Raw genomic sequence first — 24310 nt, 5'->3', positions numbered from 1 at the left:
CGTGGCGCGGCCGATCACCTACTCCGCGGGGAGGACCGCGACCGGCGGAGTCCCTCCCCCGGGACGACGTTTCAGCGCCGGACCCCGGGTTAATCTCCACTCATCCCGATCACCGGTCGCCGGTCCGGCCCCAAAACGGTCGGCCGAAGGCCCCGCTTGCCCGAGGAGTCCATGTGGCCGGGCACATCTTCACGTCATTGGGCCCTGCGGCCTTCGGCGCCAGGCCCACCGGCGAGCGCCTGGAGCGGATCCGCAGATCGCCGCACTTTCGGGATGGCGCGTTCCAGAACCCCGTGCCGACCCGCCGGGGCAGCCCCGGCGCGATGGGCAAGATGCTGCGCGCCCAGAAGGCCGCCTCGGGGCTGCGCCGCCCGGCCGGCGCCATCCCGTTGGTGACGCCGTCCCCGCTGGACTACGCGCGGGCGCCGGAGACCGGCCTGCGGGTGAGCTGGCTCGGGCACGCGACCGTGTTGGCCGAGCTGGACGGCAGACGGGTTCTGTTCGATCCGGTGTGGAGCACGCGTTGTTCGCCGTCGGTCGCGTTCGGCCCCGCCCGGCTGCACGCGGTGCCGGTGCGGTTCGCCGACCTGCCGGCGCTCGACGTCGTGGTGATCTCGCACGACCACTACGACCACCTCGACATGGCCACGGTGAAGGCGCTCGCCAAGCGCGACGTCGAGTTCGTGGTGCCGCTGGGCATCGGCGCGCACCTGGAGCGGTGGGGCGTCCTCGAGCACCGGATCACCGAGTTGGACTGGCACGAGGCGGGCGAGGTCGCGGGCCTGACGTTCACCGCGACGCCGGCCCGGCACTACTGCAATCGCGGCGCGCGCGTGCTGGGCACCGTGCTGTGGGCGTCGTGGGTGGTCGCCGGGCCGCGGCACCGGGTCTTCCACAGCGGCGACAGCGGCTACTTCCCGGGTTTCGCCGACATCGGGCGCGAGCACGGGCCGTTCGACCTGACGATGATTCAGGCCGGGGCGTACGCGGAGGCGTGGCCCGAGGTGCATCTGGACCCGGAGGGTGCGGTGCGGGCCCACGTCGAGCTCGACGGGCGGTTGATGCTGCCGATCCACTGGGGCACGTTCGACCTCGCGCCGCACGCGTGGGAGGAGCCGGCCGAGCGGTCGATGGCGGCGGCCCGTGCGCAGGGCAGCGGGCTGGTGGTTCCGCGTCCCGGGGCGCTGGTCGAGCCTGGGCTCGTCGATGGGCTCGACGTCGAGCCGTGGTGGCGTGAGGTGGCGGCGGAGCCCGCGCGGTGGGCTTCGGTGGCGGTGGTGGAGCGGGAGTCCGCGGCGGCGGTGCCGGCGGCTTGAGGGGTGGGGGGTCCTCAAACGCCGGACGGGCTTGCTTTGGCCTCAAGCGCCGGCCGGGCTGATTCGGGGCGGCCCTTCGGCCGATTCGTCCTCAAACGCCGGACGGGCTGTGGGTGGCGCCGGACGGGCTGTGGGTGGCGTGGGACGGGCTGTGAAGGGTCATGGGGTGTCCCAGGCGTCCGGTAGTACGCCTCTGGGGAGGACCATGACCGGGGTGCGGGCGTTGCGGACGATTTTGTGGGAGACGTCGCCGACGAAGACGCGCTTGAGTGGGCCCACCGTGCTGGAAGCGCAGATGAGCAGGTCGTCGGCCCAGGCCACGGTGTCGAGCGCGGTGTGCACGTCGGCGCCCTCGGCGAGTTCGCCCTCCGCCGGGATCGCGATCTCGGCCAGCGCCACGGCGAGGTCCTGTTCGGCCTGATCGCGCGCGGCGCGCAGCACCTGGTGTTCGGCCGCCTGGTGCTGCCGGCCCGAGTACAACCGGACCGGGCGCAGGACGAGCGTGAGCAGCCGCACGTCGCACCGCAGCCGGCGGGCGAACTCGACACCGCAGTTCAGCACGCCGGTGAGCTGCGGCTCGCGCTGGTAGGCGATCGTGCATCGGGCGATCCCCGGCGGCGGGCGGTCACCGAAGCCGCGGGGGGCCAGCGCGACCGGCACCGGTGATCCGTGCAGGAGTTGGTCCGCGGTGCTGCCGACGGCGACCCGCGCGGCACGGCCGCCCACCGCGGGGCCGATCACCACGAGAGCGGCCCCGTGCTTCTCGGCGATCCGGGCCAGGCCGCGGCCGCTGCCCCGGGTGCTGCCGATCGCGCGCTCGACGACGAGTCCGGGGGCCCACGCGCGCAGTCGGGTCTCGGCGTCGTCCAGCAGCCGCTCGGTCTCCTCGCGCACGAACGCGCGCCACTCCGCGTCCACCGCGCCGACCCCGACACCGGGCAGCGCGGGCGGGCGCACGTGCGCGAGCACGACGCCGGCGCCGAGTTGCCGCGCGAGCACCATGCCCAGTGCGAGCGCGTCCTCGCCGCGCGGGTTCGGTTGGCAGCCGATCACGATCCGCATGCTCGCGCCGTCCCCGCTCACGACCGGGCCTCGGCCGCGAGTTCGGCACGCCAGCGCGAGTGGCGGTAGCCGTACAGGAAGTAGATGCCCACGCCGACCGCCATCCAGATCAGGAAGACCACCCACGTGGTCCCGGAGAGCCGGACCATCAGGTACACGCAAAAGCCCACGCCGAGCAGCGGTGTGATCGGGAAGAACGGTGAGGTGAAGCCGCGCGGCAGGTCCGGGCGGGTCCGGCGGAGCACGATGACACCGATGTTGACCAGCGCGAACGCGAACAGGGTGCCGATGCTGGTCGCCTCGGTGAGCCGACCGAGCGGGACCAGCGCGGCGAGGACGGAGACCCAGGCGCCGGTGATCAGCGTGTTCGCGACCGGGCTCTGGGTGCGCCGGTGGACCTTCGCGAAGATCGGCGGGATCAGGCCGTCGCGCGACATCGCGAACAGGATGCGGGTCTGCCCGTAGAGCACGGTCAGCACGACGCTCGCGATCGAGATGATCGCGCCCGCGGACAGGATCGTGGACGCCCACGAACCGCCGGTGACGTCGGTGACGATCTTCGCGAGGGTCGCCTCGCTGCCCTCGAATTCCTGCCACGGCAGCGCGCCGAGCGCCGCGAGCGCGACGGCGACATAGACGACCGTGACGATCGCCAGCGAGATCAGGATCGCGAGCGGCAGGTCGCGGCGCGGGTTCTTGGCCTCTTCGCCCGCGGTGGAGGCGGCGTCGAAGCCGATATAGGAGAAGAACACCTGCGACGCGCCGGCGCTGATGCCGGCCACGCCCAGCGGCGCGAACGGCGAGAGGTTGCCGGCCTCGAACGCGGTGAACGCGATCGCGCAGAAGAAGGCGAGCGTGAGCAGCTTGATGAAGACCATGATCGTGTTGGCCGTGGCGCTCTCGGACACACCACGCACGAGCAGGATCACCGCGAGCAGCACCACGATCACGGCCGGGATGTTGAACGTGCCGCCGTCGCCCGGCGGTTGGCTGATCGAGTCGGGCAGGCCGACCCCGAAGGCCGAGTCGAGCAGTTCGTTGACGTACTGACCCCACCCGACCGCGACGGCGGAGATCGACACGCCGTACTCCAGGAGCAGGCACCAGCCGCACACCCACGCGACGCCCTCGCCGAGTGTGGCGTAGGCGTAGGAGTACGACGAGCCGGAGACGGGAATCGTCCCGGCGAGTTCGGCGTACGACAGCGCCGAGAACAGCGCGGTCACCGCCGCGAGCACGAACGAGAGCACCACGGCCGGACCGGCCTTGGGGACCGCCTCGCCCAGGATCACGAAGATCCCGGTGCCGAGGGTCGCCCCGACGCTGAAGAACGTCAGCGCGAGCAGGCCCATCGTCCGGCGCAAGCCGCCGCCCTCGCCCTCCCCGCCGCCGCTCTCCGCGAGGATCGCGTCCACGGGCTTCGTCCGCAGCACTCCCCATTGAGGCCGGGGCGCAGAGTGGTTGGCGGGCAATCCGGCCTCCCTGGGGACGAATATGTCCTGAGGAGGGGCCGGTGCCCCAACGTCCCGGTATCGAACTGCGCTTCAGCCATTCGGCCCGATCGGCGGCGGGCCGCGGACGGCGGACGGCGGATCCACGGGATTTCGCGCCGAAGTGCGATGACTTCCCGGCGGTGCGACGGTCATCACCAGGTAAGGCCACGACGCCCACGACGCAAGGACACGCGATGAGCGAGGACAGGGCCGCACTGGCGATCGAGACGAACGGGCTGCTCAAGGTGTTCGGCGACAACCGCGCGGTCGACGGCATCGACCTCGCCGTTCCGGCCGGCACGGTGTACGGCGTGCTCGGCCCCAACGGAGCGGGCAAGACCACCGCGGTCCGGATGCTGGCCACCCTGCTGCGCCCGGACGGGGGCGAGGCGCGCGTGTTCGGCAAGGACGTCGTGCGTGATGCGGACGCGGTCCGCGCTCGGGTGAGCCTGACCGGGCAGTACGCCTCGGTCGACGAGGACCTCACCGGTGCGGAGAACCTGATCCTGCTCGGCCGCCTGCTCGGTCACCGCAAGCCGGCCGCCCGCGACCGGGCCGCGCAGTTGCTCGCGGCCTTCGGGCTGACCGAGGCCGCCGGCCGCCAGGTGAAGAAGTATTCGGGCGGCATGCGGCGCCGGATCGACATCGCCGCGAGCATCCTCAACACGCCCGATCTGCTCTTCCTGGACGAGCCCACCACGGGCCTCGACCCGCGCAGCCGCAATCAGGTCTGGGACATCGTCCGAGCCGTCGTCGCCCAGGGCACCACCGTGCTGCTGACCACGCAGTACCTGGACGAGGCGGACCGGTTGGCGTCCCGGATCGCGGTCATCGACCACGGCAAGGTCATCGCCGAGGGCACCCCCGGCCAGTTGAAGGCGTCGGTGGGCGCGGGCTCGATCCACGTGCGGCTGCGCGATCCCGGGCAGCGCGCCGAGGCCGAACGCCTGCTCGCGTCGGCGCTCGGCTCGTCCGTACAACTCGACGCCGATCCGGTGGCGCTGACCGCCGCCGTGCCCGGACACGGCAGCGAGCAGGGTGCGGCGGAGGAAGCCGCGCGCGCTCTGGCCGACTTGGCGCGGGCCGGCATCACCGTCGCCGACTTCTCGCTCGGTCAGCCCAGCCTGGACGAGGTGTTCCTCGCCCTGACCGACAGTCCCGCCCGCCGCACGACCGAGAAGGAGCCGTCGGCATGAGCACGACCTTCGTCAAGGACACCGACCTCGACCCGGATGTCCCCGCGGCGCAGGACCTGGCCGCGGTGCTGCAACGCGAGGCCCGGCCCGCACGTCCGGGGGCGCTGTCGACGTCGCTGACCTTCGGGTGGCGGGCCGTGCTCAAGATCAAGCACGTCCCCGAACAGCTCTTCGACGTCACCGCGTTCCCGATCATGATGACGCTGATGTTCACGTACCTGTTCGGCGGCGCACTCGCCGGATCGACCGGCGAGTACCTGCAGTTCGTGCTGCCGGGCGTGATGGTGATGAGCGTCGTGATGATCACGATGTACACCGGCGTCTCGCTCAACACCGACATCGAGAAGGGCGTCTTCGACCGCTTCCGGACCCTGCCGATCTGGCGGCCCTCCCCGCTCGTCGGCATGATCTTCGGCGATCTGCTGCGCTACGTCCTGGCCTCCACGACGATCATGGTGCTCGGACTGATCCTGGGCTTCCGGCCGGACGGCGGGGTGCTCGGCGTGGTCGCCGGCGTCGCGCTGCTCGTGGCGTTCTCGTTCGCCTTCTCGTGGATCTGGACCATGTTCGGGCTGCTGCTGCGCAGCGAGAAGTCGGTCATGGGCGTGAGCATGATGGTGCTCTTCCCGCTGACCTTCCTCAGCAACGTCTTCGTCGACCCCGAGACGATGCCCGGCTGGCTCCAGGCGTTCGTCGACGTCAATCCGATCACGCACGTGGTCGCCGCGGTGCGCGCCCTGATGGACGGGCGCTGGGACGGCGGCGAACTGACCTGGGTGCTGGTCTCCGGCGGCCTGATCACCGCGATCTTCGGAACGCTCACGATGCGGCTGTACAACCGGAAGTGATCCCCCGCACAGGCGCGGACCCCCTACTCACCCACTCACGAAAGAAGCCCCGCCCGGTTTCCCGGGCGGGGCTTCTGCGCTGCTGTGCGCTCGGCAGGATTCGAACCTGCAACCTTCTGATCCGTAGTCAGATGCTCTATCCGTTGAGCTACGAGCGCTTGGTCGCTTTGACCGAGGTCAACAATACATGTTCCCCGGCCGGGGGTGAAATCCATTGTTCGACCCTGCCCCAAAACGGGGCACCACCTGCCTAAACGCCTTCATTTCGGGGGGTGATGGGGCTTCGGGCGGGTGCCGGCGGGGCGGGCTTCGAAGGTGCGGACGAGGTCCCCGATGGGGGGTTCCGGAGTCCGCCGATCGACGGCTCGGGATCCGGTCCGCCGGCGCGGATCGGGTCGGGTTGATCCGGTTCGGGATCGGGCGAGGGGTCGAGGGGCGACGCGCGCGGGGTCCGGTCAGACTGTGTTCGCTGTGAGCTGAATTGCTCATTTTGGATATATCGCCTTGAAGGTGCGAGAAGGAACGGTCGCGCGTGGCGTCGGAGGGTGTCGCGGGTATCGGTCGGGACCTTCGAGCGGAGCACGCGATCATGAACCGAATGGTTGGAACGGTCGCTTCGGGAAAGAGCCTCATACCGGACATCACGCTTCCGGTCGTGACCCGGGGTCGTCGAATGATCACCGAAACGTCACCTGGATGAACGCAAAACAGCCCGCCTGGTGGGACCAGACGGGCTGTTCGTGAAGCGGAGGCTCCGGGATTTGAACCCGGGATGGGTTTGACCCCAAACCGCATTAGCAGTGCGGCGCCATAGACCGGACTAGGCGAAGCCTCCATCGGTGTTTGCCGACGACGAACAGATTACTAGGCTCGTCAACGTGACTGCAAAAACAATGGGATAGTCGGTCGTGACATGCCTCGGCGACGACGGGCAAGATGGCCGTCGCTCAGTCCGAGGACCGGAGGAGGTACGCGCTTCGTGAGCAGCAGGCCATCCCGAGGCGCTGCTCGCCTCGCCGCCATACTCGACGCCCTGCCGGATGCTCTCCTGCTGGTGAATCGCAACGGCACCGTCGTCAATGCGAACGCCATGGCACTGGAGGTCCTCGAGGCGCCGGGCACCCCTGTGGTGGGCCGCGGTCTCCTCGACCTGCTGCCCTCGTTCGACCACCGGCGCATCCCGGGCTCCGTGCGTGCCAACGATCCGCGCGACACCCGGACCAAGCCGACCCGGATGTCCGCGCACCGCACCGACGGCGGCGTCTTCCCCGTCGAGGTCACCAGTGCCAACCTGCCGGCCGGCTACGACGACGAACTCCTGATGATCGTCGTGCGCGACCTCACCGGGAAGGTCGACGTCGAGGCCGAACTCGCGCGTCAGCAGCGGCAGACCGAGATGATCCTGCGCGCGGCCTGCGAGGGCATCATCGGAATCGACGCCGAGGGCCAGATCGTGTTGGCCAACCCCGCCGCCGCCAAGATCCTGCGGCACCGCGCGAGCGAGCTCGGCGGCAAGCACGTACACGAGCTGCTGATGCACACCAGGGCGGACGGCACCCCGCTGCCCGCCGCCGAGTGCCCGCCGCTGGTGACCCTGGGCAACGGCCGCCGGCAGCGGCTGCGCGACCAGATCCTGTGGCGCGGCGACAAGGGCTACGTGACGGTGGACATGATCACCGCCCCGATCCTGCTCGGCGGCGCCGTCGTCGGCGCCGTGATGACGTTCAGCGACACCGGGCGCGAGAAGCTGTCCACCGAACGGCGCGCGCAGCTCGCCGAGTTGGTCGGCGCCGAGATGCTCGGCCGACTGGAGGCGGTGCGCGGCCGGCTCAAGAAGGTGGCCGACGGCGCGACCGGCGAGATCGGCCACGGGGCCCGGCGGATGGTGCGTCAGGTCGCGGGCGAACTGGAGAGCCTCGAAGAGCTCGCCGGCGAGGTGCTCGCGCACCAGGAGACGGCCGGCGATCGGGACGACGCCGACCCCGAAGCCGGTTCCGAACGTGTGCCGACCACGGTGGACGATCTGGTCGACCGGGCCATGGAGACCGTCACCTACCTCGCGCGCGGCGCGGGCGTGGAGTTCGTGGTGAACGCCTCCCCCGTGGGGGTGCGCGTGGACGTCGACGCGATGACCCGGGCCCTGGGACACCTGCTCGCCGACACCGTCGCGGCCGGCCCCGAGGGGTCCACCGTCGTGGTCGCGGCGGCGCAGCGCGGCGACCTGGCCCGGATCGAGGTGCGCGGTCCGGAGAGCCGGGGCAGCGCCGTCCGGGTCCCGCTCGCGCGCGCGGTCGTCGAGGCGCACGGCGGCACGGTCGAGTCGCACACCACACCGGGACGCGGCAGCACGTACGTGGTCGAACTGCCCGCCGACGCCGAGGCGGCCGAACAGGCCGGCAGTTCCGGCGAGCACCGCGCGGCCAAGGGCCGCCGCGCGCGCCCTGCGGGTCGGGCGGACGCGGCCGGGGACAAGGGCGGGCGGGACGCGAAGGCCGGCGCGAAGCCGACCGACGAGGACGAGAAGCCGAAGGACGACCGGGCTTCGGCGGACGCGGAGGACGCCGCCGCCGTGCCGGACGGCAAGGCCGCACCGGCCGCCGGGCGTGCCGCGGACGCGGATGCCGCGGATGCCAAGGGCGGCGATGCCGCGAAGACCCCGGGCTCGACCGGCGCCAGGCGCGCCTCCGCTCCCGGTGCCGGCGTCGAGCTCGCCGTGCGCGGGCGCGGCGCGCAGCCCGCGCGGGCGCGGCTCGAACCGGTCGGCTCGTCCACCCCGCCCGTGCCCGCCCCGCCGCCGCCCGGTTCGGTGGCCGCCGCGCCGCAGGGCCCGTTCGCGTTGCCGCCGGGCACGGTCGCGCCGGTGCCCCTGGTGCCCGCGGCCGCGGGTTCCGCCGAGGGGCAGCACGAGCGGGCCGACGCCGACGTGATCGACGAGGCCGAGGAGGCCGCGCGCAACAACAGCGGCGCGTTCGAGGCCGTCTACCCGCCGCGCTCGCGCCGTGGTCGGCCCTCGCGGGACGCGCACGACGCGAACGAGTCCGCCGCCGGGCCGTCCGGGTCGCACCGGGGCGTGACCGGGGCGGCCGGGCCCGGCGCGAGTGGATCGGGCGCGAGCGGGTCGACCGCACCCGGGCCCGGCGAGGTGGAGCCGGGCGAACCGGCCGCGCAGCCCCCGCGACCCGCTGCCCCTCCCGCGCCCGCGGCGGCCGGCCGGCTCAACGGCAGCCATACGCCGCAGGGCGCCCAGGCACGCAGGCGGCTGTCCACGCCGCCGGCGCCGATTCCGGCGCAGGGCCGGACATCCGACGGCCAGGGCCGCACGACCAGCGTGCAGGATCGCCCCGGCCGACCGGCCGGCGCCGACATGCCCACCGAGTTGCTCCCGCCGATCCCGGCCGCGCCCGACCAGGCCATCCCGATCCAGGGCCGACGATCGGGCTTCCCGGCCGCGCCGCCCGGCGACGCCGAGGCGATGTCCGGCGCCGACCTGCCGACGATGGTCGCCCCCGCGCCCGACGGGCAGCCGCGCGGCTCCTGGTGTGGCCCGAGCCGGACACCGCGACGGCCGGCGCGCTGACCGCGCGCGGCTGGAGTCCGCTGCTCGTGCGCTCGCGCGAGGAGGTCGACGCGAGCGTCCCGGTGCAGCCGGCCGCGCTCTTCGTGGACCCGCTGACCGGCCCGATCACCCGTACCGCGTTGCAGTCGTTGCGCACCGCCGCGACCGCCGCGCACATCCCCGTCCTGGTCACGGCCGGGCTGATGCAGGCCACCCGCGACGCCGCGTTCGGCGCCGACCCCGCCGTGCTGCTGCGCTCGCTCGCGCCTGCGGACAGCGCCGGACACGCCTCGCGCGTGCTCCTGGTGGAGGCCAACCCCGACATCGCGACGGCGTTCACCGCGTCCCTCGAACGGCGTGGCATGGACGTCGTACACGCCGCCTCGGAGAGCGAGGCGGTGTCCAAGGCGTCCAGCGTCGAGCCCAACCTGGTGGTGCTCGACCTGATGCTGGTGCGCCGTCGCCGGGTCGGCGTCGTCGACTGGCTGCGCAACAACGCGCGCCTGCACTCGACACCGATCGTGGTCTACACGACCCTCGACCTCGTCGAGGACGACCTGCACCGGCTCCAGACCGGGGAGACCGTGCTGTTCCTGGCCGAGCGGTCGACCCGCGAGGACGTCCAACAGCGCATCGTCGACCTGCTCGGCAAGATCGCCTCGCCCAAGTAGTCGCGTCACCCGAACAGTCGCGTCACCCCAGGAGTGGCGTCACCCGGGCGGTCGCGTCACTCGGGCGATCGGCGCGCCCCGGCACGCACCGCCCCGTCACCCACGTGGGTGACCGGTCCGCCCACGCCCGCCCGGGCGACCACCCGTACGGGGATCATCCGCACAACCGTCGCGGCCCGGTCCGGCATTGGGGAATCACGCATGTCCGCACCCGGATCGCCGGCACCCGGGGTCCACACGGCACCCGCCGTATGCGCACGGAACCACAGCGCCTCACCATGCCGCCGGCCCCTGTTCGTGCAGCCTGCGGCTCATCTCACCCACCGTCATGGCCAGTTCGGTGCCCAGGTCCATCGCCTGCGGGTGATCGTGGTGTTCGCGCATCCACCAACACATGACCTGCACGATAGGCCCGGCGGACTCCGGATGTCCGATGATCGCGGTTCGCGCGCACAACGGACGCGGCGGACCGTCCTGGCCGAGGCGGAACCAATAGCCGTCCCGGAAGCCGAGAACGGGATGGCCGAGCGCGTCCGGCAGCACGACGTCGTACGGTCGGTGCGGTTCGGATCGCACCTCCAACGGATACATGGGGCGCCCTCCAGGGGGGAATCGAGGGCTCGCCGGTCCCCCTCCGGAAGAGCGGAAAAGCGGGAGTTACGGAACGTCCGCGACGGTCGGTCGGAAACGGTGCGCCATCCGGAGCAACCGGGATACCTTCGTATTCTTCCGCTCGGGTAGCCCGATCGGCCGATCGCCACGCCCGGTTCACCCGTACGGGCGCACGTCGGATCACGGCGGGCGCGCACGACGGAGCCCGACACCGGTCCGGAACCCCACGCTCCGGGGGCTGACAAGCACCCGATCGGGGAGAAAGAATCCCCTCACCTCGTCCGGTGTCCGTCCGGCGAATCCAGGGAGGCCCCACAGTGCTGAGCACGATGCAGGACGTGCCTTTGACGATCGCGCGCATCATGCGGCACGGCACCACCGTGCACGGCGGATCGGAAGTGGTCACCTGGACCGGTGGCGCCCCTCGACGCGCCACGTACGCGGAGGTCGGCCGCCGGTCCGCACAACTCGCGCACGGGCTGCGCGAGCTCGGCATCACCGGTGACGAGCGGGTCGCCACGTTCCTGTGGAACAACCAGGAACACCTCGAGTGCTACCTCGCGATCCCGTCGATGGGCGCGGTGCTGCACACCCTCAACCTGCGGCTGCCGCCCGAGCAGTTGATCTACATCGCCAACCACGCCGACGACCGGGTACTGGTCCTGGACGGCTCGCTCGCGGCGCTGGCCGCCCCGCTGCTGCCGCAGCTCAAGACCGTCCGGCACGTCGTGGTCACCGGCGCCGACACGGATCTGACGCCGCTTCAGGACTCCGGCAAGGAGATCCACCGCTACGACGAACTGCTCGCGGGCCGGCCGACCGAGTTCGACTGGGACGAGGACATCGACGAACGCCAGGCCGCCGCGATGTGCTACACCTCCGGCACCACGGGCAACCCCAAGGGCGTCGTGTACAGCCACCGCTCGACCTATCTGCACAGCATGCAGGTGTGCATGGTGGAGGGCTTCGGCCTGGGGCCGGCCGACCTGTTGCTGCCGGTCGTGCCGATGTTCCACGTCAACGCGTGGGGCCTGGCGTACGCGGCGATGATGAGCGGCGCCTCGATCCTGATGCCCGACCGGTTCCTCCAGCCCGAGCCGCTCGCCGCGATGATCGTCGCCGAGAAGCCGACGTTCGGCGCCGCGGTACCGACCATCTGGACCGGCCTGCTCGACTACCTCGACGTGCACAAGACCGACGTGTCCTCGCTGCGCGAGGTCGTGGTGGGCGGTTCGGCCTGCCCGCCCGGGCTCATGCGCGCGTTCGAGGAGCGGCACGGGGTACGGATCGTGCACGCGTGGGGGATGACCGAGACCTCGCCGCTGGGCACGGTCGCCCGCCCGCCGGCCGGGCTGACCGGCGACGAGGCGTTCCCGTACCGGATCTCGCAGGGGCGCCTGCCCGCCTCCGTGCAGGCCCGCCTGGTCGGCCCGGACGGGGTCGACGTCCCGTTCGACGGCGAGGCGGTCGGCGAACTGCTGGTGCGCGGGCCGTGGATCGCGGGCGCGTACATCGACGACGAGGGCTCGGCGGACGCGAGCGGCGGCGGCCGGTTCAAGGACGGCTGGCTGTGTACCGGCGACGTCGGCACGATCACCGCCGACGGCTTCCTGCGGCTGACCGACCGGTCCAAGGACGTGATCAAGTCGGGCGGCGAGTGGATCTCGTCGGTCGAACTGGAGAACACGCTGATGGGCCACGACGATGTCGTCGAGGCGGCGGTCGTGGGTGTGCCCGACGACAAGTGGGGCGAGCGCCCGCTCGCGACCGTCGTCCTGCGCGCGGGTGCCGCGACGACCGTGGAGCAGCTGCGCGACTACCTCGCGGGCAAGGTGGCCCGCTGGCAGGTGCCCGAGCGGTGGAGCCTGATCGCCGCCGTGCCCAAGACCAGCGTCGGCAAGTTCGACAAGAAGGTGATCAGGCGTCAGTACGCCGAGGGCGCCCTGGAGGTCGACGAGCTCGACCGCGGCTGAGCGGTTCGCCGATGCGGCGGCCGGTGGCTCCCTGGGGCCACCGGCCGCGCATGCGGTCAGAGCACCCCGACCGGCCCGTCGACCGCGTTGCGATCGATGGTGATCTTCACGCCCCCGTACGTCTCGGCGACGTTGCCGGTGTACTGGTGGACGCGGCGGTTGCGCCAATAGCCGTCGGGCAGTGCGCCGTCGCCGGTGGTCACCGCCAGGTTGTCCCAGCGGGCGTACCAGACCGCGTCCGGCACCGAACGCGTGCCGACCGCCTCGATCATGTCCCGGATACCCGAGTCGAGGCTGCTGTAGTAGCCGGCCACGAAGCCGCGGACGCGGACCCGATCCGACCACGCGGAGACGAAGTTCAGCACCGCGTCCCGGCACGCGATGTTCCGGTTGTCGTACGCCTCCATGTCGAACCAGACCGCGCTGCCGGGCTTGAACCCGAGCGCGGCGGCCCGGTCGACGGCGTCGTTCGCGTCCGCGACGCCCTGCTCGGCGGCGCGGGCCGGGTCGATCCGGCCCGGCTTCTTCGAGGTCGTGCACGGCGCCTGCAGGCCGACCTGGATCGGCAGGAAGTCCCAGCCCTGCGCGTGCACGGTGGCCACCCACTCGCGGGTGAGCCGCTCGCTCTTGCACGCGCGGTTGTCCCCCGCGATGTAGATCCCGACCACGGTGTACGGCGAGTCCCGCCACGCCCGCATGGTCTGCGTCGTGGGCGCCTCGCAGGCGTCGAAGCCGAGCGCGGTGACCGAACGCCCCACCTTGGGCGTGGGCCTGGCGCCCTGCGCGATCTGGGCCGGAAGCAGGCCGAGCACGGCGGCGAGCGACACGGTGGCAGCGACCCGACGGGTGAGCGAAGGACGCACGGGATCTCCTGACGCGAGCGAACGAGGCTGTCCGTCCACGCTGCGCATCGATACCCCGCCACGCCCGGAACCGCCCGGGCGACGCGCCGAAGCGTCACCCGGACGGCCCAGAAACCCGCCGGACTACTCCACGCCGAGCACCAGGCCCGACGTCGGCACACCGGTGCCGGCCGTCACGAGCACGTTGTGCACGTTCTCGACCTGGTTGACCGAGGTCCCGCGGATCTGGCGGACCCCCTCGGCGATGCCGTTCATCCCGTGCAGGTACGCCTCGCCCAGCTGCCCGCCGTGTGTGTTCGTCGGCAGCTTGCCGCCCAGCTCCAGACCGCCGTTCGCAACGAACGCCGGGGCCTCGCCGCGGCCGCAGAAGCCGAACTCCTCCAGCTGCATCAGCACGAAGGGCGTGAAGTGGTCGTAGAGCACGGCCGTCTGGATGTCGTCGGGGGTGAGCCCCGACGTCTGCCACAGCTGCTTGGCGACCACGCCCATCTCGGCGAGACCGGTCATCTCGTCCCGGTAGAAGCTGGTCATCTGGTCCTGCAGCCGGCCCGCGCCCTGCGCCGCCGCGTTGATGATCGCGGGCTTCTTCGGCAGGTCCTTCGCCCGCTCCGCGCTCACCACGACGATCGCCTGCGCGCCGTCGGTCTCCTGGCAGCAGTCGAGCAGCCGCATCGGCTCGACGATCCACCGCGAGTTCTGGTGGTCCTCCAGCGTGATCGGCTTGCCGTGGAAGTACGCCTTCGGGTTGTTCGCCGCGTGCTTGCGGTCGGCGACCGCGACGTGGCCGAACGCCTCGGTGGTGGCGCCGTACACGTGCAGGTAGCGCTGGGCGAACATGGCCACCCACGAGGCCGGCGTCAGCAGGCCGTGCGGCATGTTCCAGCCCAGGCCCACGCCCTCGACCGTGGGGTCGCGCTGGAGCACGCCGGAGCCGAACCGGCGGCCCGAGCGCTCGTTGAACGCGCGGTAGCAGACCACGACGTCGGCGACCCCGGTCGCGACGGCCATCGCGGCCTGCGCGACCGTGGCGCAGGCCGCGCCGCCGCCGTAGTGGATCCGACTGAAGAAGGTCAGGTCGCCGATCCCGGCCGCGGCCGCGACCGCGATCTCGGGGTTGGTGTCCATCGTGAAGCTGACCAGGCCGTCCACCTCGGACGGCGCGATGCCGGCGTCGTCGAGCGCGGCCTTGACCGCCTCGACGGCCAGCCGCAGTTCGCTGCGACCGGACGCCTTGGAGAACTCGGTCGCGCCGATCCCGACGATGGCGGCCTTGCCGCGCAGGTTGTCGGCGTGCTTGAGGCTCACGCTTCGGCTCCTTCCGGCAGCTTCACCGTGACCGTGCCGGTGACGTGGTTGCCGAGCTTGTTGGCGCCGACGACCGCGATCGTCACGAGCGGGGTGCCGTCCTCGGCGGTGGTCTTGGCGGTCACCGTGCCCGTGAGGGTCATCGTGTCGCCGGGGTAGTTCGGGGCGCCGAGCCGGATCGCGACCTTGCGCAGCTCGGTCTCGGGTCCCGCCCAGTCGGTGATGTAGCGCCCGACCAGGCCGTTGCTGGTCAGGATATTCATGAAGATGTCCGGCGAGCCCTTGTCCGCGGCGAGCTGCGGATCGTGGTGCACGTCCTGGAAGTCGCGGGTGGCCAGCGCCGTCGAGACGATCAGCGTGCGGGTCAGCGGGATGGCCAGCGGCGGCAGTTCGTCGCCGACGGACACCTCCGCGTGGGTGAGGCTCTTGAGGTCCGCGGTGGTCATCGGCTGCCTCCCTGGGCGGGCACGTGGGCGAGCAGCTTGCCGAGCGCGGCGAGCTGCTGGATGCCGCTGCCCAGGGTGACGTCGATCTGACGGCCCCACAGGAAGTGGCGGTGGATCGGGTGGTCGATGTCGGAGCCCATGCCGCCGTGCAGGTGCTGGCACGCGTGCACGACCCGCTTGCCGGCCTCGGAGGCGTACCAGCGGGCGACCAGCGCCTGTTCGGTGGCGGCCTCGCCCTGGTCCATCCGCCACGCGGCCTCCAGCGTGGTGACCCGGATGGCCTCGGTGTCCATGTACGCGTCGGCGGCGCGGAGCATGACGCCCTGCTTGGTGGACAGCGGCTTGCCGAACTGCTCACGCGTGTTGACGTATTCGACGGTGCGGGCGAGCCCGCGCTCGCAGACGCCGACCTGCTGCGCGGCGAGCGCGACGCGCGCGCGGTCGACGATCCAGGCGGCGATCTCGGCGCCGCGCTCGACGGTGCCGATCAGCCGGCCGGGCGCGTCGTCCAGGCGCAGGTTGCCCGAGGCCCACGGCGCGGTGGTCGGCGCGGCCTCGATCGCGACGCCGGGCGCCTGGGGGTCCACCAGGAACACCGCGAGCACGCCGTCGACCGACGCGGTCACCAGGACGCGGTGCGCGACGGTCAGCCAGGCCACCGCCCGCTTCTCGCCGTCCAGGCGATACGCGTCGCCGTCCGCACGCGCGGTCACCTTCGGTACGGCGGGAAGGCCCGTACCGACCTCGGCCAGCGCGCCGGCCACGATCCGCGAACCGTCCAGCAGCGCCGGCAGGTCGGCCTCGATCAGCTCGTCCGAGCCGAACTCCAGGAGCGGGAGCAGGCCGTACACGACGGTGTCGAGCAGCGGGATCTGCGCGGTGAACCGGCCCTGCTGCTCCAGGAGCAGCGCGAGCCCGACCATGCCCAGGTCGCCGCCGCCGTGCCGCTCGGCGATGATCGCGCCGACGAGACCGGCCTCGGCGACCTTGCCCCACAGCTCGACGTCCAGGTTCGTGTCGGTCTGCGCGAGCTTCTTCAGCCGCTCGTCGGTGGACTGGTCGGCGAAGATCTCCTCGGCCAGCGAGGTCAGCGCCCGCTGGTCCTCGGTGAGGTTGAAATCCATCAGTTCTCCCCAACCGCTCGGAAGGCCGGCACGGTCAGCTCGGCGTCGTGGGTGACGAATTCCAGCTCGACCGGGAGTCCGATCCGCACGTCCTGGTGCGGGACGCCGATCACGTTGCCGAGCATCCGCACGCCCTCTTCGAGTTCGATCAGGCCGACCGCGTACGGCATGTCGAACGCCGGGAACTTCGGGTAGTGCATGGTGACGTGCGAGTAGACGACGCCCTTGCCGGTCGACTCGACGGTCTCCCACTCGAGGGACGCGCAGTTGTTGCAGCCGGGCGCGAACGGGAAGCGCGGGGTGGCGCAGTCCGTGCACTTCTGGAACAGCAGCTTCCCGGCGTCGACGCCGTCCCAGTAGGCCTGGTTGTCCTTGTTGACCACCTTGCGCGGCCGCAGCGCGGGCGCGGCCGGCGCTGCGGACCCGGCCGGCGCCTTCTTCTTGTGCGGCGTGTAGCGCAGGATCCGGAAGCGATGCGTGCCGATCAGCTCGCGACCGCCCTCGCCGCTCACGTAGATGTTGGTCAGCGTGGTGATGAAGTGACCGGTGCCGAGTCCGGTGGTCTTCTCGTCCGACACGGTCTCGATCAGCTGGTCGTACTCGACCACCTCGCCGAGCCGCAGCGGCCGGACGTACTCCTGCTCGCAGTTGGTCGCGACGACCGAACCGAAGCCGTTGTCGGTGAAGTGCTTGTACAGCTCACCGGTGGTCGAGTTCACGGTCGTGCCGGCGTCCATGCCGCGCATGATCCACACCTGGAGCATGGTCGCGGGCGCGACCACCTCGCCGTAGTGGCTTGCCGCGGCCGCCTCGGGGTCGGTGTACACCGGGTTCGTGTCGCCCATGGCCTCGGCCCAGTGCCGGATCATCGGCCCGTTGACCGGGTCGAGCGCGAGCACGCCCGAGACGTCGTGCACGCCCTCGTACTTCTTGACGGCCGCGAGGAAGGCGGCCTTGTCGTGGCTGGTGGGGTCGGTCATGTCGTCGTTCACCGCTTCACTCGCGTCATGCCAAGGCGAACCATGGCGACGATCTCTCGCTGGACCTCGCTGACGCCGCCGCCGAAGGTGTTGATCTGCGCGCGGCGGTTCATCGCTTCGAGTTGGCCGTCGCTGAACGCGCCGGGCGACCTCGGTCGCAGCGTCGCGTCCGGACCGACGATCTCCATGAGGTTGCGATACACCTCGATCGCGCCCTCGGTACCGAAGAACTTCACGCCGGACGCGTCACCGGCGTTGAGGGTGTTGTTGCCGACGTCGTGCACGAGCCGCCAGCTGAACATCCGCACGGCGGCGAGCCGGGCGTAGGTCTCGGCGAACTTCAGCTGCGCCCACGGCTGGTCGACGACCTTGACGCCCGGCTCGACCTCGGTCTCGCGGGCCCACGCCAGGACCTCGTCGAAGAAGTCCTCGGCCTGCATGCCCAGCGCCGCGAGGGCGACCCGCTCGTGGTTGAGCTGGTTGGTGAGCAGCTTCCAGCCCGAGTTCTCCTCGAACACCAGGTTGTCGTACGGCACCCGGATGTTGTCGTAGTACGTCGCCGTCGTGGTCATCCCGCCGACGGTGACGATCGGGGTCCACGAGAAGCCCGGATCCGTGGTCGGGACCAGGATCATCGTGATGCCCTTGTGCTTGGGGGCGTCCACGTCGGTGCGGCACGCAAGCCAGATCCAGTCGGCACCCTGCGCGGTCGAGGTGAAGATCTTCTGCCCGTTGATCACCCACTCGTCGCCCTCGCGCACCGCGCGGGTGCGCAGCGACGCCAGGTCGGTGCCGGCCGACGGTTCGCTGTAGCCGATCGCGAAGATGATCTCGCCCGCCAGGATCTTCGGCAGGTAGTAGCTCTTCTGCGCCTCGGTGCCGAACTTCATCAGCGTCGGGCCGACCGTGTTGAGCGTGACCATCGAGACCGGCGCGCCGGCGCGGTATGCCTCGTCGAAGAAGATGAACTGCATCTCCGGGCCCTTGCCCTGGCCGCCGTACTCGAGCGGCCATCCGATGCCGAGCCAGCCGTCCGAGCCCAGTTGCCGACGCACCCGCCGGGTGGTGGCACCGCCTGCCTCGCCCTCGCGGTCGAGTTCCGCTCGGACGTCGGGGGTGATCAGGCGGGTGAAATAGTCCCGCAGCTCTGCCCGTAGAGCGTCCTGCGCGGGGGTCGGGGCGAGATGCACGTCGCTGCTCCTTCACGTGCGTGGATCGCGTGGGTCGCGACGCGGGTCGACGCCCGCCGGGCACGGAAGGGTCGCGGTCGGGTCTGCCCCGCGCTGCACATCGGTATGGACCGGGAACGCGTGTCGCCCGGCAACATCGAATCTCTCCGACTCGGGATCGCTTGTCAATATCAAGCATTTTATGGGGAGCCGAATCACGTCCGATTCACCCCTTCGTCCACCTCCCGAGGGACGGCGAAAACGAGTGGTCCGCCCGCGCACGGGACGGCCACACTGCGCGGCATGGAAATACCGAACCGCCAGATCCGCGCCGGGTACACCGACGAGACCGTCACGGTGTACCAGGCGTACAAGCCGCGGATCGCCGAGGCGGCCGTCCGCGATCAGCGATTTCCGGACACCTGGAGCCGGGAGCGGATGACCTGGGTCAAGCCGAGCTTCACCTGGATGATGTACCGCTGTGGATGGGCGACCAAGCCGCAGCAGGAGCGCGTGCTGGCGCTGGAGATCAGCCGCGAGGGCTTCGAGGCGGCGCTCGCCGGGGCCTGTCTGAGCCACTACGACCACACGACCTATCCGGACCGGGACGCGTGGGGCACCCGGCTGCACACGACCACCGTGCGGATCCAGTGGGACCCCGAACGCGACCTGCGCCTGCGACCGTTGACGCACCGCTCGTTGCAGCTCGGGCTGGCCGGGTGGGCCACGCGCGCCTACGCCGACGAGTGGACGCGCCGGATCACCGACGTGACCGCGCTCGCGCACCGCGTGCACGACCTGGTCCGCGCCGGTGACCTCGACGACGCCGCCGCCCTGGTGCCCGCCGAGCGCGCGTACCCGCTCCCGGCCGAGCTGGTGCCGGTGATCGGGGCGACTCCGCCCGGCTGACCACCGCCGCCCGGCTCAGTGCACGGTCAGCCCGCCGTCGATGCTGACGATCTGTCCGGTCATGAAGCTGCCCGCGTCGGACGCGAGCAGCAGCGCGAGGCCGGTCATCTCCTCGGGCGCGGCGATCCGGTTCAGCGGCGACGCGCCGCTCATCCGGGCCATCGCCTCGGGGCCGGTCTTGCGGACCATGTCGGTCTCCACCGCTCCCGGGGCCATCGCGTTGACCCGGATCGTGTGCTCGGCGAGCTCGCCCGCCATCGTGCGGGTGAACGCGACGAGGCCGGCCTTGCCCGCGGCGTACAGGCCCTTGCCCTCGGCGCGGGTGAACACGGCCGCGCTCACCACGTTGAGCACCGACGCGCGGCCGGACGCGATCAGGTGCGGCAGCGCGTACTGGACCAGGAAGACCGGGCCGCGCAGGTTGACCGCGAACGACTTCTCCCAGGCCGCGGGCGTGATCTCCCCGATCGGTTGGGCGAGTTCGTTCGCGGCGTTGTTGACCACGATGTCGATGCCGCCGAAGTGCGCGACGGTCGCGTCCACCAGCGCGGCCAACTGCTCCAACTCGCCGCAGTGCGTGGGCACCGCGAGCGCCCGGCCGCCGGCGTCGGTGATCTCCTTGGCCACCGCTTCGCACGCGTCCGCCTTCCGGCTCGCGATCACGACCGCGGCGCCCGCCGCGGCGTAGGCGTGCGCGATCGCACGCCCGATCCCGCGGCTGCCGCCGGTCACGATCGCGACCCGGCCGGTCAGGTCGAACATCGCGTTGGCGTCCCGTCCCTGCGCTCCACCGCTCATGTGCACCTCGTCGATTGAACCGCCGTGCGCCGCACGGCCCTCGCGCGTGCCGGTGCGGCACGTGTCGTGATTTGTATTGCACAGTCAACTAGTTCGGTGCAAGGTGTCCCGCGACGCGACCACCGGCGGAAGGCGGCCACATGACCGAGCTCATCGACGCGCGACGCACGTGGGAACTCGCCGAGAAACGACTGGCCGCGGAGACCGAACCGCGTCGGCACGCGATCCTGACCACGCTGGTCGCGCACATGCGCGCCGAGCACGAGGGCGACCTGGACGCGCTGATGGCGACCGTCTCGCCGGGTGCCGTCTACCACCAGTGGGGCGCGTCCGCGGTGGACCGCGCGCCCAAGAGCCATGCCGAGGTGCGCGAGTTCTACCGCGCGGTGGTCGCGAACGACTGCGGCCGACTCGCGCACCACATCGACCGGCTGACGGTCGATCGGGACACCGTGGTCACCGAGGGCGTCCTGCGGATCGCCTACCCGGGTCGGATCCTGGCCGGGATGGGCCGGCCGGTCGCGGACGTCGACGCGTTCTACCTCTACGAGACGCAGATGGCGATCGTGTGGGGCTTCGACGACGAGGCGCTCGTGCTGTGCGAGGACAGCTACTCCACCGGCGACGGATTCGCCGACATGCGCCGCCTGGACCCGCACGAGGTGCCGCCGCGCAAGGGCGTCTGACGGCGTGTCCCCGGGTCGGCAGGGCCGGCCTCGACCCACCATGGGGCGCGTCTTGTCCACAGGAATCGACATCGCGCCCCCAAAGTATCCACAGCCTGTGGACAACTTATGCACATCGTCGGGTGGGTGCCGCGTCCACGGGGTGTGGACGTCAGGCCCGTGGACCGTCAGGCGTGTGAACGTCAGGCGTGTGAACGTCAGGCGTGTGAACGTCAGGCACGCTGACGTCAGGCACACTGACGTCGGCCCGTGGACGTCAGGTGCCGGCGGCGACCCGTACGGTCAGCGCGAGGATCGAGTCGAGGGACGGCGCGAACGCCAGCGCGCGAATCTCGGCGATCAGCGCCCGTGCGTCCCGGCGGCGGCCACCCAGTCTCTCGCATGCCTCCAGGTCGAACTGATGATCCGTCATCTTCGCCGCCGGGCTCCGCCCGCACGACCACTGCTCGCCGAGCCCGTCGAGCACCGCGCCGGGCGCCAACCGCCGGGCCCGGCACAGCTCGTCGATCCCGACGTCGGGTCCGCTCGCCCCCGACGCGGCGAGCCGGGCCGCGATGATCGCGTTCCCGGCCGCGACCCCCTCGCCGACCCCCAGCGTGCCACCGCCGCTTCCCGGCCCGCTCGCGAACTCGCCCGCGATGCCCACCGCGTCGCGGATCCGGGACCGATCGAGCGCCATCAGCAGGGCGGCCGCCAACGCGGCGCCGAGGAGCCCGCCGGCCCGCGCGTCACCCGGCGCGGTGAGCCGACACGCCGTCTCGTGCCCGGCGATCACCGCGAGCAGCACCTCGTCGCCACGCGCCTTGACCTCCTGGCCCACCGCGAGCGCGACCGGGAGCACGACGGCCAACGCCCCCGTCACGGGATCGGGTTCGGCGCGGCCGGCCCCGATCAGCATGCCGTTCGCGAGCGCCGCCGCGGGGGCCGCGAGCCGCCCCGCGGCGTGCCCGATGAGTTCGGCCTCCGGCGGGCCGCCGATCCCGACCGCGACGTGCACGGCCGGGTCCACGGTGCCGACCCGGGCCGCCCCGACCCCGACGGTGATCGCCTCCAGGATCCCGCGACACGTCGCCCGCCGTACCGACAACGGGACGTGACGCATCGTCAGTTCTGTGGCCCAATCGGCGAATTCGCCCGATACCGCCATGGAACCCCTTCCCCGAACCTCGACTGCACGGCGACGCGGTGCGAAAGAACGGCGCAATGTCCCATTGTGGCCGTCCTGGTGACGTCGCGTCAGCCCCCAATCACATCGGGCTCACCCCGAGCGGGCACGAGCCGCGTCGACCGGGCATCGGGCGCGCATCGGGCCTCCGGGCATCGGGCCTCCAGGCATCGGTCAGCGCACGACGCCGGCCGCCCGCGCGGCGGTCAGCCACTGCGGGAACTCGGAGAGGATGCGCTCGTACAGCTCGACGTCGGAGATCCGGTCGATGTCGTCGACCTGGAAGAACCCGGCGTTGTCCACGAGCCGGCCGGGCATCGTGTCGATCTTCTCCAGGATCCCGTAGTTCGACGCCCCGAGACCGACGAACTGCCAGAAGATCGGCAGGCCCGCGGCATCGGTCAGCAGGCGCTGGATCTGCTTGCTGCGGTTGACGCCGCCGTCGGAGTAGAACAGCACGAGCACGGGGTCCCCCGGCTCGCGTCGGTAGCGCTCGACGATGTCCTGGATCACGGCCGGTTCGTTGTTGCCGCCGAACACGCCCGACAGGTGGTCGGGGACGCGCTGCGACCCGTCCGGCCGCGGCGGCGACTGCGGCTTGTTGCCGCGACCGTCGATGTACACGTTGTCCGCGATCCAGCGCGGCAGTTCGGGAATCCGCACCGGGTCGAGCGGCGCGAACTCGTCCGCGAAGATCCACGCGTCCAGTTCGCCGTCGGCGTCGAGTCGGGCCGCGATCGGCGCCATCCGCTCGACGAGCCGGCCGACCGCGCCGTTGCCGTACAGCTCCCGCATCGAGCCGGAGCGGTCGAGCACGATCGCGACCCGGGCCCGGACGTCGCGCAGGCCCTTCTTCTCCAACGTGATCCGCACGGCCTCCTTGCGCAGCGAGACCCGCGCGCCCACCTCGGGCGGCAGCCCCGCGAGTTGCGGGTCGTCCGCCGGTGCCGGCAGCCGCATCGTCGGCTCGTCGCTGTACGGCGGCGGCTCCCACCCGGGCGTGGCGCCCACCGGCGCGACCGGCAGCGTCCCGGCCGGCAGGTCCGCCGCGTCGTCCTCGTCCGCCACGTCGACCCCGTAGTCGCCCGCCAGGCCCGCGAGCCCGGTGTCGTAGCCCTGGCCGATCGCCCGCAGCTTCCAGGCGCCCTGCCGCCGGTACAGCTCGCCCAGCACCATCACCGTCTCGCTGCCGCCGGCCTCCACCGGAAACGTCGCCGCGGTGGCGCCCGCGGCGTCCAGGACCGCGAGCGCGAGCCCGGCCACCGCCGCGAACGTGCCCTCGTGCACCGACGCGGCGAGCACGACCCGCTCGACATCGGCCGGCAGTGCCTGCGGATCGACCACCACCGCCTCGCCGCCGGCGGTCGGACCGATGTGCCGCACGGCGCCGGCGGCCGCGGCGGGCTGGTTGTAGAACACGAAGTCCTCGTCCGAGCGGACCTTCCCGTCCGATCCGAGCAGCAGCGCCGAGGCGTCCGCGGTCGGCGCGTCCGCCGCGCGGCGGATCACCAGGGTCAGCGGGCCCGCCGGAACCGGGACGTTGGCCCCGGCGATCAGAGTCGTCATGGACGTCAGTGTGGCCCGAATCGACGCCCTGCCGCAGAGATCCGCCGACCCGTGACCAAACCAACGTGATCGGCATCACGGGTGATGGACCGTCACATCGTGAATGATCGCCCCCATCCGGTGGGAACCAAGCGGTTATGGGCAACAACGGTCATCACGCGGGCACAGGCCGCGCGGACCCCGGCGAGTGGAGCGAGGCCGAGCACGAGCGTGCCCGGTTGCTGGTCGAGCGGGCGGCGTCGATCGCCCGCCGGCTGGAACTCCTGTGCGCCGCCGAGGCGGCCGCGACGCAGCGAGGCCCTGGCTGCACCTGACGGCGCCACCAGGGCCCTGCGTGGGGCCGTGAAGGCCCCGCGACGCACCATCCCCTCCGCGGTGCGTCGTGATCCGACCGTCGCCGAGGCGACACCGATGCGCCCCGCCCCTCGAAAGAGGTGCAAAGGGGTGCAAAAAGGCCGAAAGCGACCGCATCTCCCGGAATTCGCACAGGAGATACGGCCGCCCCCGACCGTTTTCGTACTACGCACCGTTCGTTGCGCGCCGAGCTCTCGGGACCGAGGCCCCGGGGAGTT

General features: G+C 71.6%; 22 protein-coding genes and 2 tRNA genes. 9 read left to right on the top strand and 15 right to left on the bottom strand.

Annotated elements, in window-relative coordinates:
* Positions 1 to 173 precede the first annotated feature (173 nt).
* Positions 174 to 1316 (top strand): MBL fold metallo-hydrolase, encoded by a 1143-nt coding sequence (locus OG928_RS17920; RefSeq protein WP_406284843.1) that lies wholly within the window; start codon positions 174 to 176, stop codon positions 1314 to 1316.
* A 159-nt stretch (positions 1317 to 1475) separates the two neighbouring features.
* Here OG928_RS17920 and OG928_RS17915 read toward each other — a convergent pair whose 3' ends face one another.
* Positions 1476 to 2399, bottom strand: a complete 924-nt coding sequence (locus tag OG928_RS17915; protein WP_406284841.1) for a universal stress protein — start codon at positions 2397 to 2399, stop codon at positions 1476 to 1478.
* Entirely contained in the window at positions 2396 to 3850 is a 1455-nt protein-coding gene (locus OG928_RS17910; RefSeq protein WP_406284838.1) for an amino acid permease, read from the bottom strand. The genes OG928_RS17915 and OG928_RS17910 overlap by 4 nt, the downstream gene beginning before the upstream one ends.
* A 215-nt stretch (positions 3851 to 4065) precedes the next feature.
* On the opposite strand from OG928_RS17910, the gene OG928_RS17905 reads away from it, so the two are divergent.
* Positions 4066 to 5067, top strand: a complete 1002-nt coding sequence (locus OG928_RS17905; RefSeq protein WP_406284836.1) for an ATP-binding cassette domain-containing protein — start codon at positions 4066 to 4068, stop codon at positions 5065 to 5067.
* The gene (locus OG928_RS17900) at positions 5064 to 5915 is read left to right on the top strand and encodes an ABC transporter permease (RefSeq protein WP_406284833.1); all 852 of its coding nucleotides are present in this window, start codon (positions 5064 to 5066) and stop codon (positions 5913 to 5915) included. Before OG928_RS17905 ends, OG928_RS17900 begins: the two co-directional genes overlap by 4 nt.
* An 85-nt stretch (positions 5916 to 6000) precedes the next feature.
* Here OG928_RS17900 and OG928_RS17895 read toward each other — a convergent pair.
* Positions 6001 to 6073: transfer RNA gene (locus tag OG928_RS17895), tRNA-Arg, on the bottom strand.
* 588 nt (positions 6074 to 6661) lie between these two features.
* A tRNA-Ser gene (locus OG928_RS17890) sits at positions 6662 to 6750 on the bottom strand.
* Between the two features lie 144 nt (positions 6751 to 6894).
* Here OG928_RS17890 and OG928_RS17885 point away from each other — a divergent pair.
* Together OG928_RS17885 and OG928_RS17880 are read left to right on the top strand one after the other, a co-directional pair.
* Positions 6895 to 9492: a PAS domain-containing protein gene (locus OG928_RS17885; RefSeq protein WP_406284832.1), complete on the top strand. Its 2598-nt coding sequence runs from the start codon at positions 6895 to 6897 to the stop codon at positions 9490 to 9492.
* Positions 9453 to 10142, top strand: a complete 690-nt coding sequence (locus OG928_RS17880) for a response regulator (RefSeq protein WP_406284830.1) — start codon at positions 9453 to 9455, stop codon at positions 10140 to 10142. The genes OG928_RS17885 and OG928_RS17880 overlap by 40 nt, the downstream gene beginning before the upstream one ends.
* 56 nt (positions 10143 to 10198) lie before the next feature.
* Here the strand turns inward: OG928_RS17880 and OG928_RS17875 are convergent, their stop codons facing one another.
* Together OG928_RS17875 and OG928_RS17870 are read right to left on the bottom strand one after the other, a co-directional pair.
* Positions 10199 to 10345 carry a hypothetical protein gene (locus tag OG928_RS17875; RefSeq protein WP_406284828.1) on the bottom strand — a complete coding sequence of 49 codons (147 nt, stop codon included), beginning with the start codon at positions 10343 to 10345 and terminating at the stop codon, positions 10199 to 10201.
* 70 nt (positions 10346 to 10415) lie between these two features.
* On the bottom strand, positions 10416 to 10733 hold the full coding sequence (locus tag OG928_RS17870) for a hypothetical protein (RefSeq protein ID WP_406284826.1): 318 nt from the start codon (positions 10731 to 10733) through the stop codon (positions 10416 to 10418).
* A gap of 338 nt (positions 10734 to 11071) precedes the next feature.
* Between OG928_RS17870 and OG928_RS17865 the strand changes: the two genes are divergently transcribed.
* On the top strand, positions 11072 to 12727 hold the full coding sequence (locus OG928_RS17865) for a long-chain fatty acid--CoA ligase (protein ID WP_406284824.1): 1656 nt from the start codon (positions 11072 to 11074) through the stop codon (positions 12725 to 12727).
* A gap of 56 nt (positions 12728 to 12783) precedes the next feature.
* On the opposite strand, the gene OG928_RS17860 is transcribed toward OG928_RS17865, so the two are convergent.
* From OG928_RS17860 to OG928_RS17835, 6 genes are all read right to left on the bottom strand, one after another.
* A complete protein-coding gene (locus tag OG928_RS17860; protein ID WP_406284823.1) occupies positions 12784 to 13590 on the bottom strand; it encodes a glycoside hydrolase domain-containing protein in 807 nt (268 codons plus the stop codon).
* Between the two features lie 123 nt (positions 13591 to 13713).
* Positions 13714 to 14895 carry a lipid-transfer protein gene (locus OG928_RS17855; protein ID WP_406284821.1) on the bottom strand — a complete coding sequence of 394 codons (1182 nt, stop codon included), beginning with the start codon at positions 14893 to 14895 and terminating at the stop codon, positions 13714 to 13716.
* Positions 14892 to 15341: a MaoC family dehydratase gene (locus OG928_RS17850; protein ID WP_406284819.1), complete on the bottom strand. Its 450-nt coding sequence runs from the start codon at positions 15339 to 15341 to the stop codon at positions 14892 to 14894. The genes OG928_RS17855 and OG928_RS17850 overlap by 4 nt, the downstream gene beginning before the upstream one ends.
* Positions 15338 to 16465, bottom strand: coding sequence for an acyl-CoA dehydrogenase family protein (locus tag OG928_RS17845; protein ID WP_406284817.1), 1128 nt, complete (start codon positions 16463 to 16465; stop codon positions 15338 to 15340). The genes OG928_RS17850 and OG928_RS17845 overlap by 4 nt, the downstream gene beginning before the upstream one ends.
* Positions 16465 to 17457 (bottom strand): bifunctional MaoC family dehydratase N-terminal/OB-fold nucleic acid binding domain-containing protein, encoded by a 993-nt coding sequence (locus OG928_RS17840; RefSeq protein ID WP_406284814.1) that lies wholly within the window; start codon positions 17455 to 17457, stop codon positions 16465 to 16467. The genes OG928_RS17845 and OG928_RS17840 overlap by 1 nt, the downstream gene beginning before the upstream one ends.
* Positions 17454 to 18635: an acyl-CoA dehydrogenase family protein gene (locus OG928_RS17835; RefSeq protein ID WP_406284813.1), complete on the bottom strand. Its 1182-nt coding sequence runs from the start codon at positions 18633 to 18635 to the stop codon at positions 17454 to 17456. The genes OG928_RS17840 and OG928_RS17835 overlap by 4 nt, the downstream gene beginning before the upstream one ends.
* Before the next feature lie 282 nt (positions 18636 to 18917).
* On the opposite strand from OG928_RS17835, the gene OG928_RS17830 reads away from it, so the two are divergent.
* Positions 18918 to 19523, top strand: a complete 606-nt coding sequence (locus OG928_RS17830) for a DUF4291 domain-containing protein (RefSeq protein WP_406284810.1) — start codon at positions 18918 to 18920, stop codon at positions 19521 to 19523.
* A 15-nt stretch (positions 19524 to 19538) separates the two neighbouring features.
* On the opposite strand, the gene OG928_RS17825 is transcribed toward OG928_RS17830, so the two are convergent.
* A complete protein-coding gene (locus tag OG928_RS17825; RefSeq protein ID WP_406284809.1) occupies positions 19539 to 20321 on the bottom strand; it encodes an SDR family NAD(P)-dependent oxidoreductase in 783 nt (260 codons plus the stop codon).
* Positions 20322 to 20461: 140 nt separating this feature from the next.
* On the opposite strand from OG928_RS17825, the gene OG928_RS17820 reads away from it, so the two are divergent.
* Positions 20462 to 21007, top strand: a complete 546-nt coding sequence (locus tag OG928_RS17820; RefSeq protein WP_406284806.1) for a nuclear transport factor 2 family protein — start codon at positions 20462 to 20464, stop codon at positions 21005 to 21007.
* Positions 21008 to 21263: 256 nt separating this feature from the next.
* Here the strand turns inward: OG928_RS17820 and OG928_RS17815 are convergent, their stop codons facing one another.
* Both OG928_RS17815 and OG928_RS17810 read right to left on the bottom strand, forming a co-directional pair.
* Complete coding sequence (locus OG928_RS17815; protein WP_406284804.1) at positions 21264 to 22154, bottom strand: MmgE/PrpD family protein; 891 nt, start codon at positions 22152 to 22154, stop codon at positions 21264 to 21266.
* A 192-nt stretch (positions 22155 to 22346) separates the two neighbouring features.
* Positions 22347 to 23738: a VWA domain-containing protein gene (locus OG928_RS17810; protein WP_406284803.1), complete on the bottom strand. Its 1392-nt coding sequence runs from the start codon at positions 23736 to 23738 to the stop codon at positions 22347 to 22349.
* 137 nt (positions 23739 to 23875) lie between these two features.
* Between OG928_RS17810 and OG928_RS17805 the strand changes: the two genes are divergently transcribed.
* Positions 23876 to 24052, top strand: a complete 177-nt coding sequence (locus OG928_RS17805) for a hypothetical protein (RefSeq protein ID WP_406284800.1) — start codon at positions 23876 to 23878, stop codon at positions 24050 to 24052.
* Positions 24053 to 24310 lie beyond the last annotated feature (258 nt).

The sequence above is a fragment of the Embleya sp. NBC_00896 genome (assembly GCF_045207785.1).
Taxonomy (GTDB): Bacteria; Actinomycetota; Actinomycetes; order Streptomycetales; family Streptomycetaceae; genus Embleya.
The sequence above is the reverse complement of the archived record's forward strand: the minus strand, read 5'-3'. Positions and strand labels throughout refer to the sequence as shown.

Excerpts from the sequence above, each read along its gene's own strand:
- OG928_RS17905 (WP_406284836.1), top strand. The coding sequence starts at position 4,066 with ATGAGCGAGGACAGGGCCGCACTGGCGATCGAGACGAACGGGCTGCTC.
- OG928_RS17900 (WP_406284833.1), top strand. The coding sequence starts at position 5,064 with ATGAGCACGACCTTCGTCAAGGACACCGACCTCGACCCGGATGTCCCC.
- OG928_RS17875 (WP_406284828.1), bottom strand. The coding sequence starts at position 10,345 with ATGCGTGATTCCCCAATGCCGGACCGGGCCGCGACGGTTGTGCGGATG.
- OG928_RS17870 (WP_406284826.1), bottom strand. The coding sequence starts at position 10,733 with ATGTATCCGTTGGAGGTGCGATCCGAACCGCACCGACCGTACGACGTC.
- OG928_RS17850 (WP_406284819.1), bottom strand. The coding sequence starts at position 15,341 with ATGACCACCGCGGACCTCAAGAGCCTCACCCACGCGGAGGTGTCCGTC.
- OG928_RS17845 (WP_406284817.1), bottom strand. The coding sequence starts at position 16,465 with ATGGATTTCAACCTCACCGAGGACCAGCGGGCGCTGACCTCGCTGGCC.
- OG928_RS17830 (WP_406284810.1), top strand. The coding sequence starts at position 18,918 with ATGGAAATACCGAACCGCCAGATCCGCGCCGGGTACACCGACGAGACC.
- OG928_RS17825 (WP_406284809.1), bottom strand. The coding sequence starts at position 20,321 with ATGAGCGGTGGAGCGCAGGGACGGGACGCCAACGCGATGTTCGACCTG.
- OG928_RS17820 (WP_406284806.1), top strand. The coding sequence starts at position 20,462 with ATGACCGAGCTCATCGACGCGCGACGCACGTGGGAACTCGCCGAGAAA.
- OG928_RS17815 (WP_406284804.1), bottom strand. The coding sequence starts at position 22,154 with ATGGCGGTATCGGGCGAATTCGCCGATTGGGCCACAGAACTGACGATG.
- OG928_RS17810 (WP_406284803.1), bottom strand. The coding sequence starts at position 23,738 with ATGACGACTCTGATCGCCGGGGCCAACGTCCCGGTTCCGGCGGGCCCG.
- OG928_RS17805 (WP_406284800.1), top strand. The coding sequence starts at position 23,876 with ATGGGCAACAACGGTCATCACGCGGGCACAGGCCGCGCGGACCCCGGC.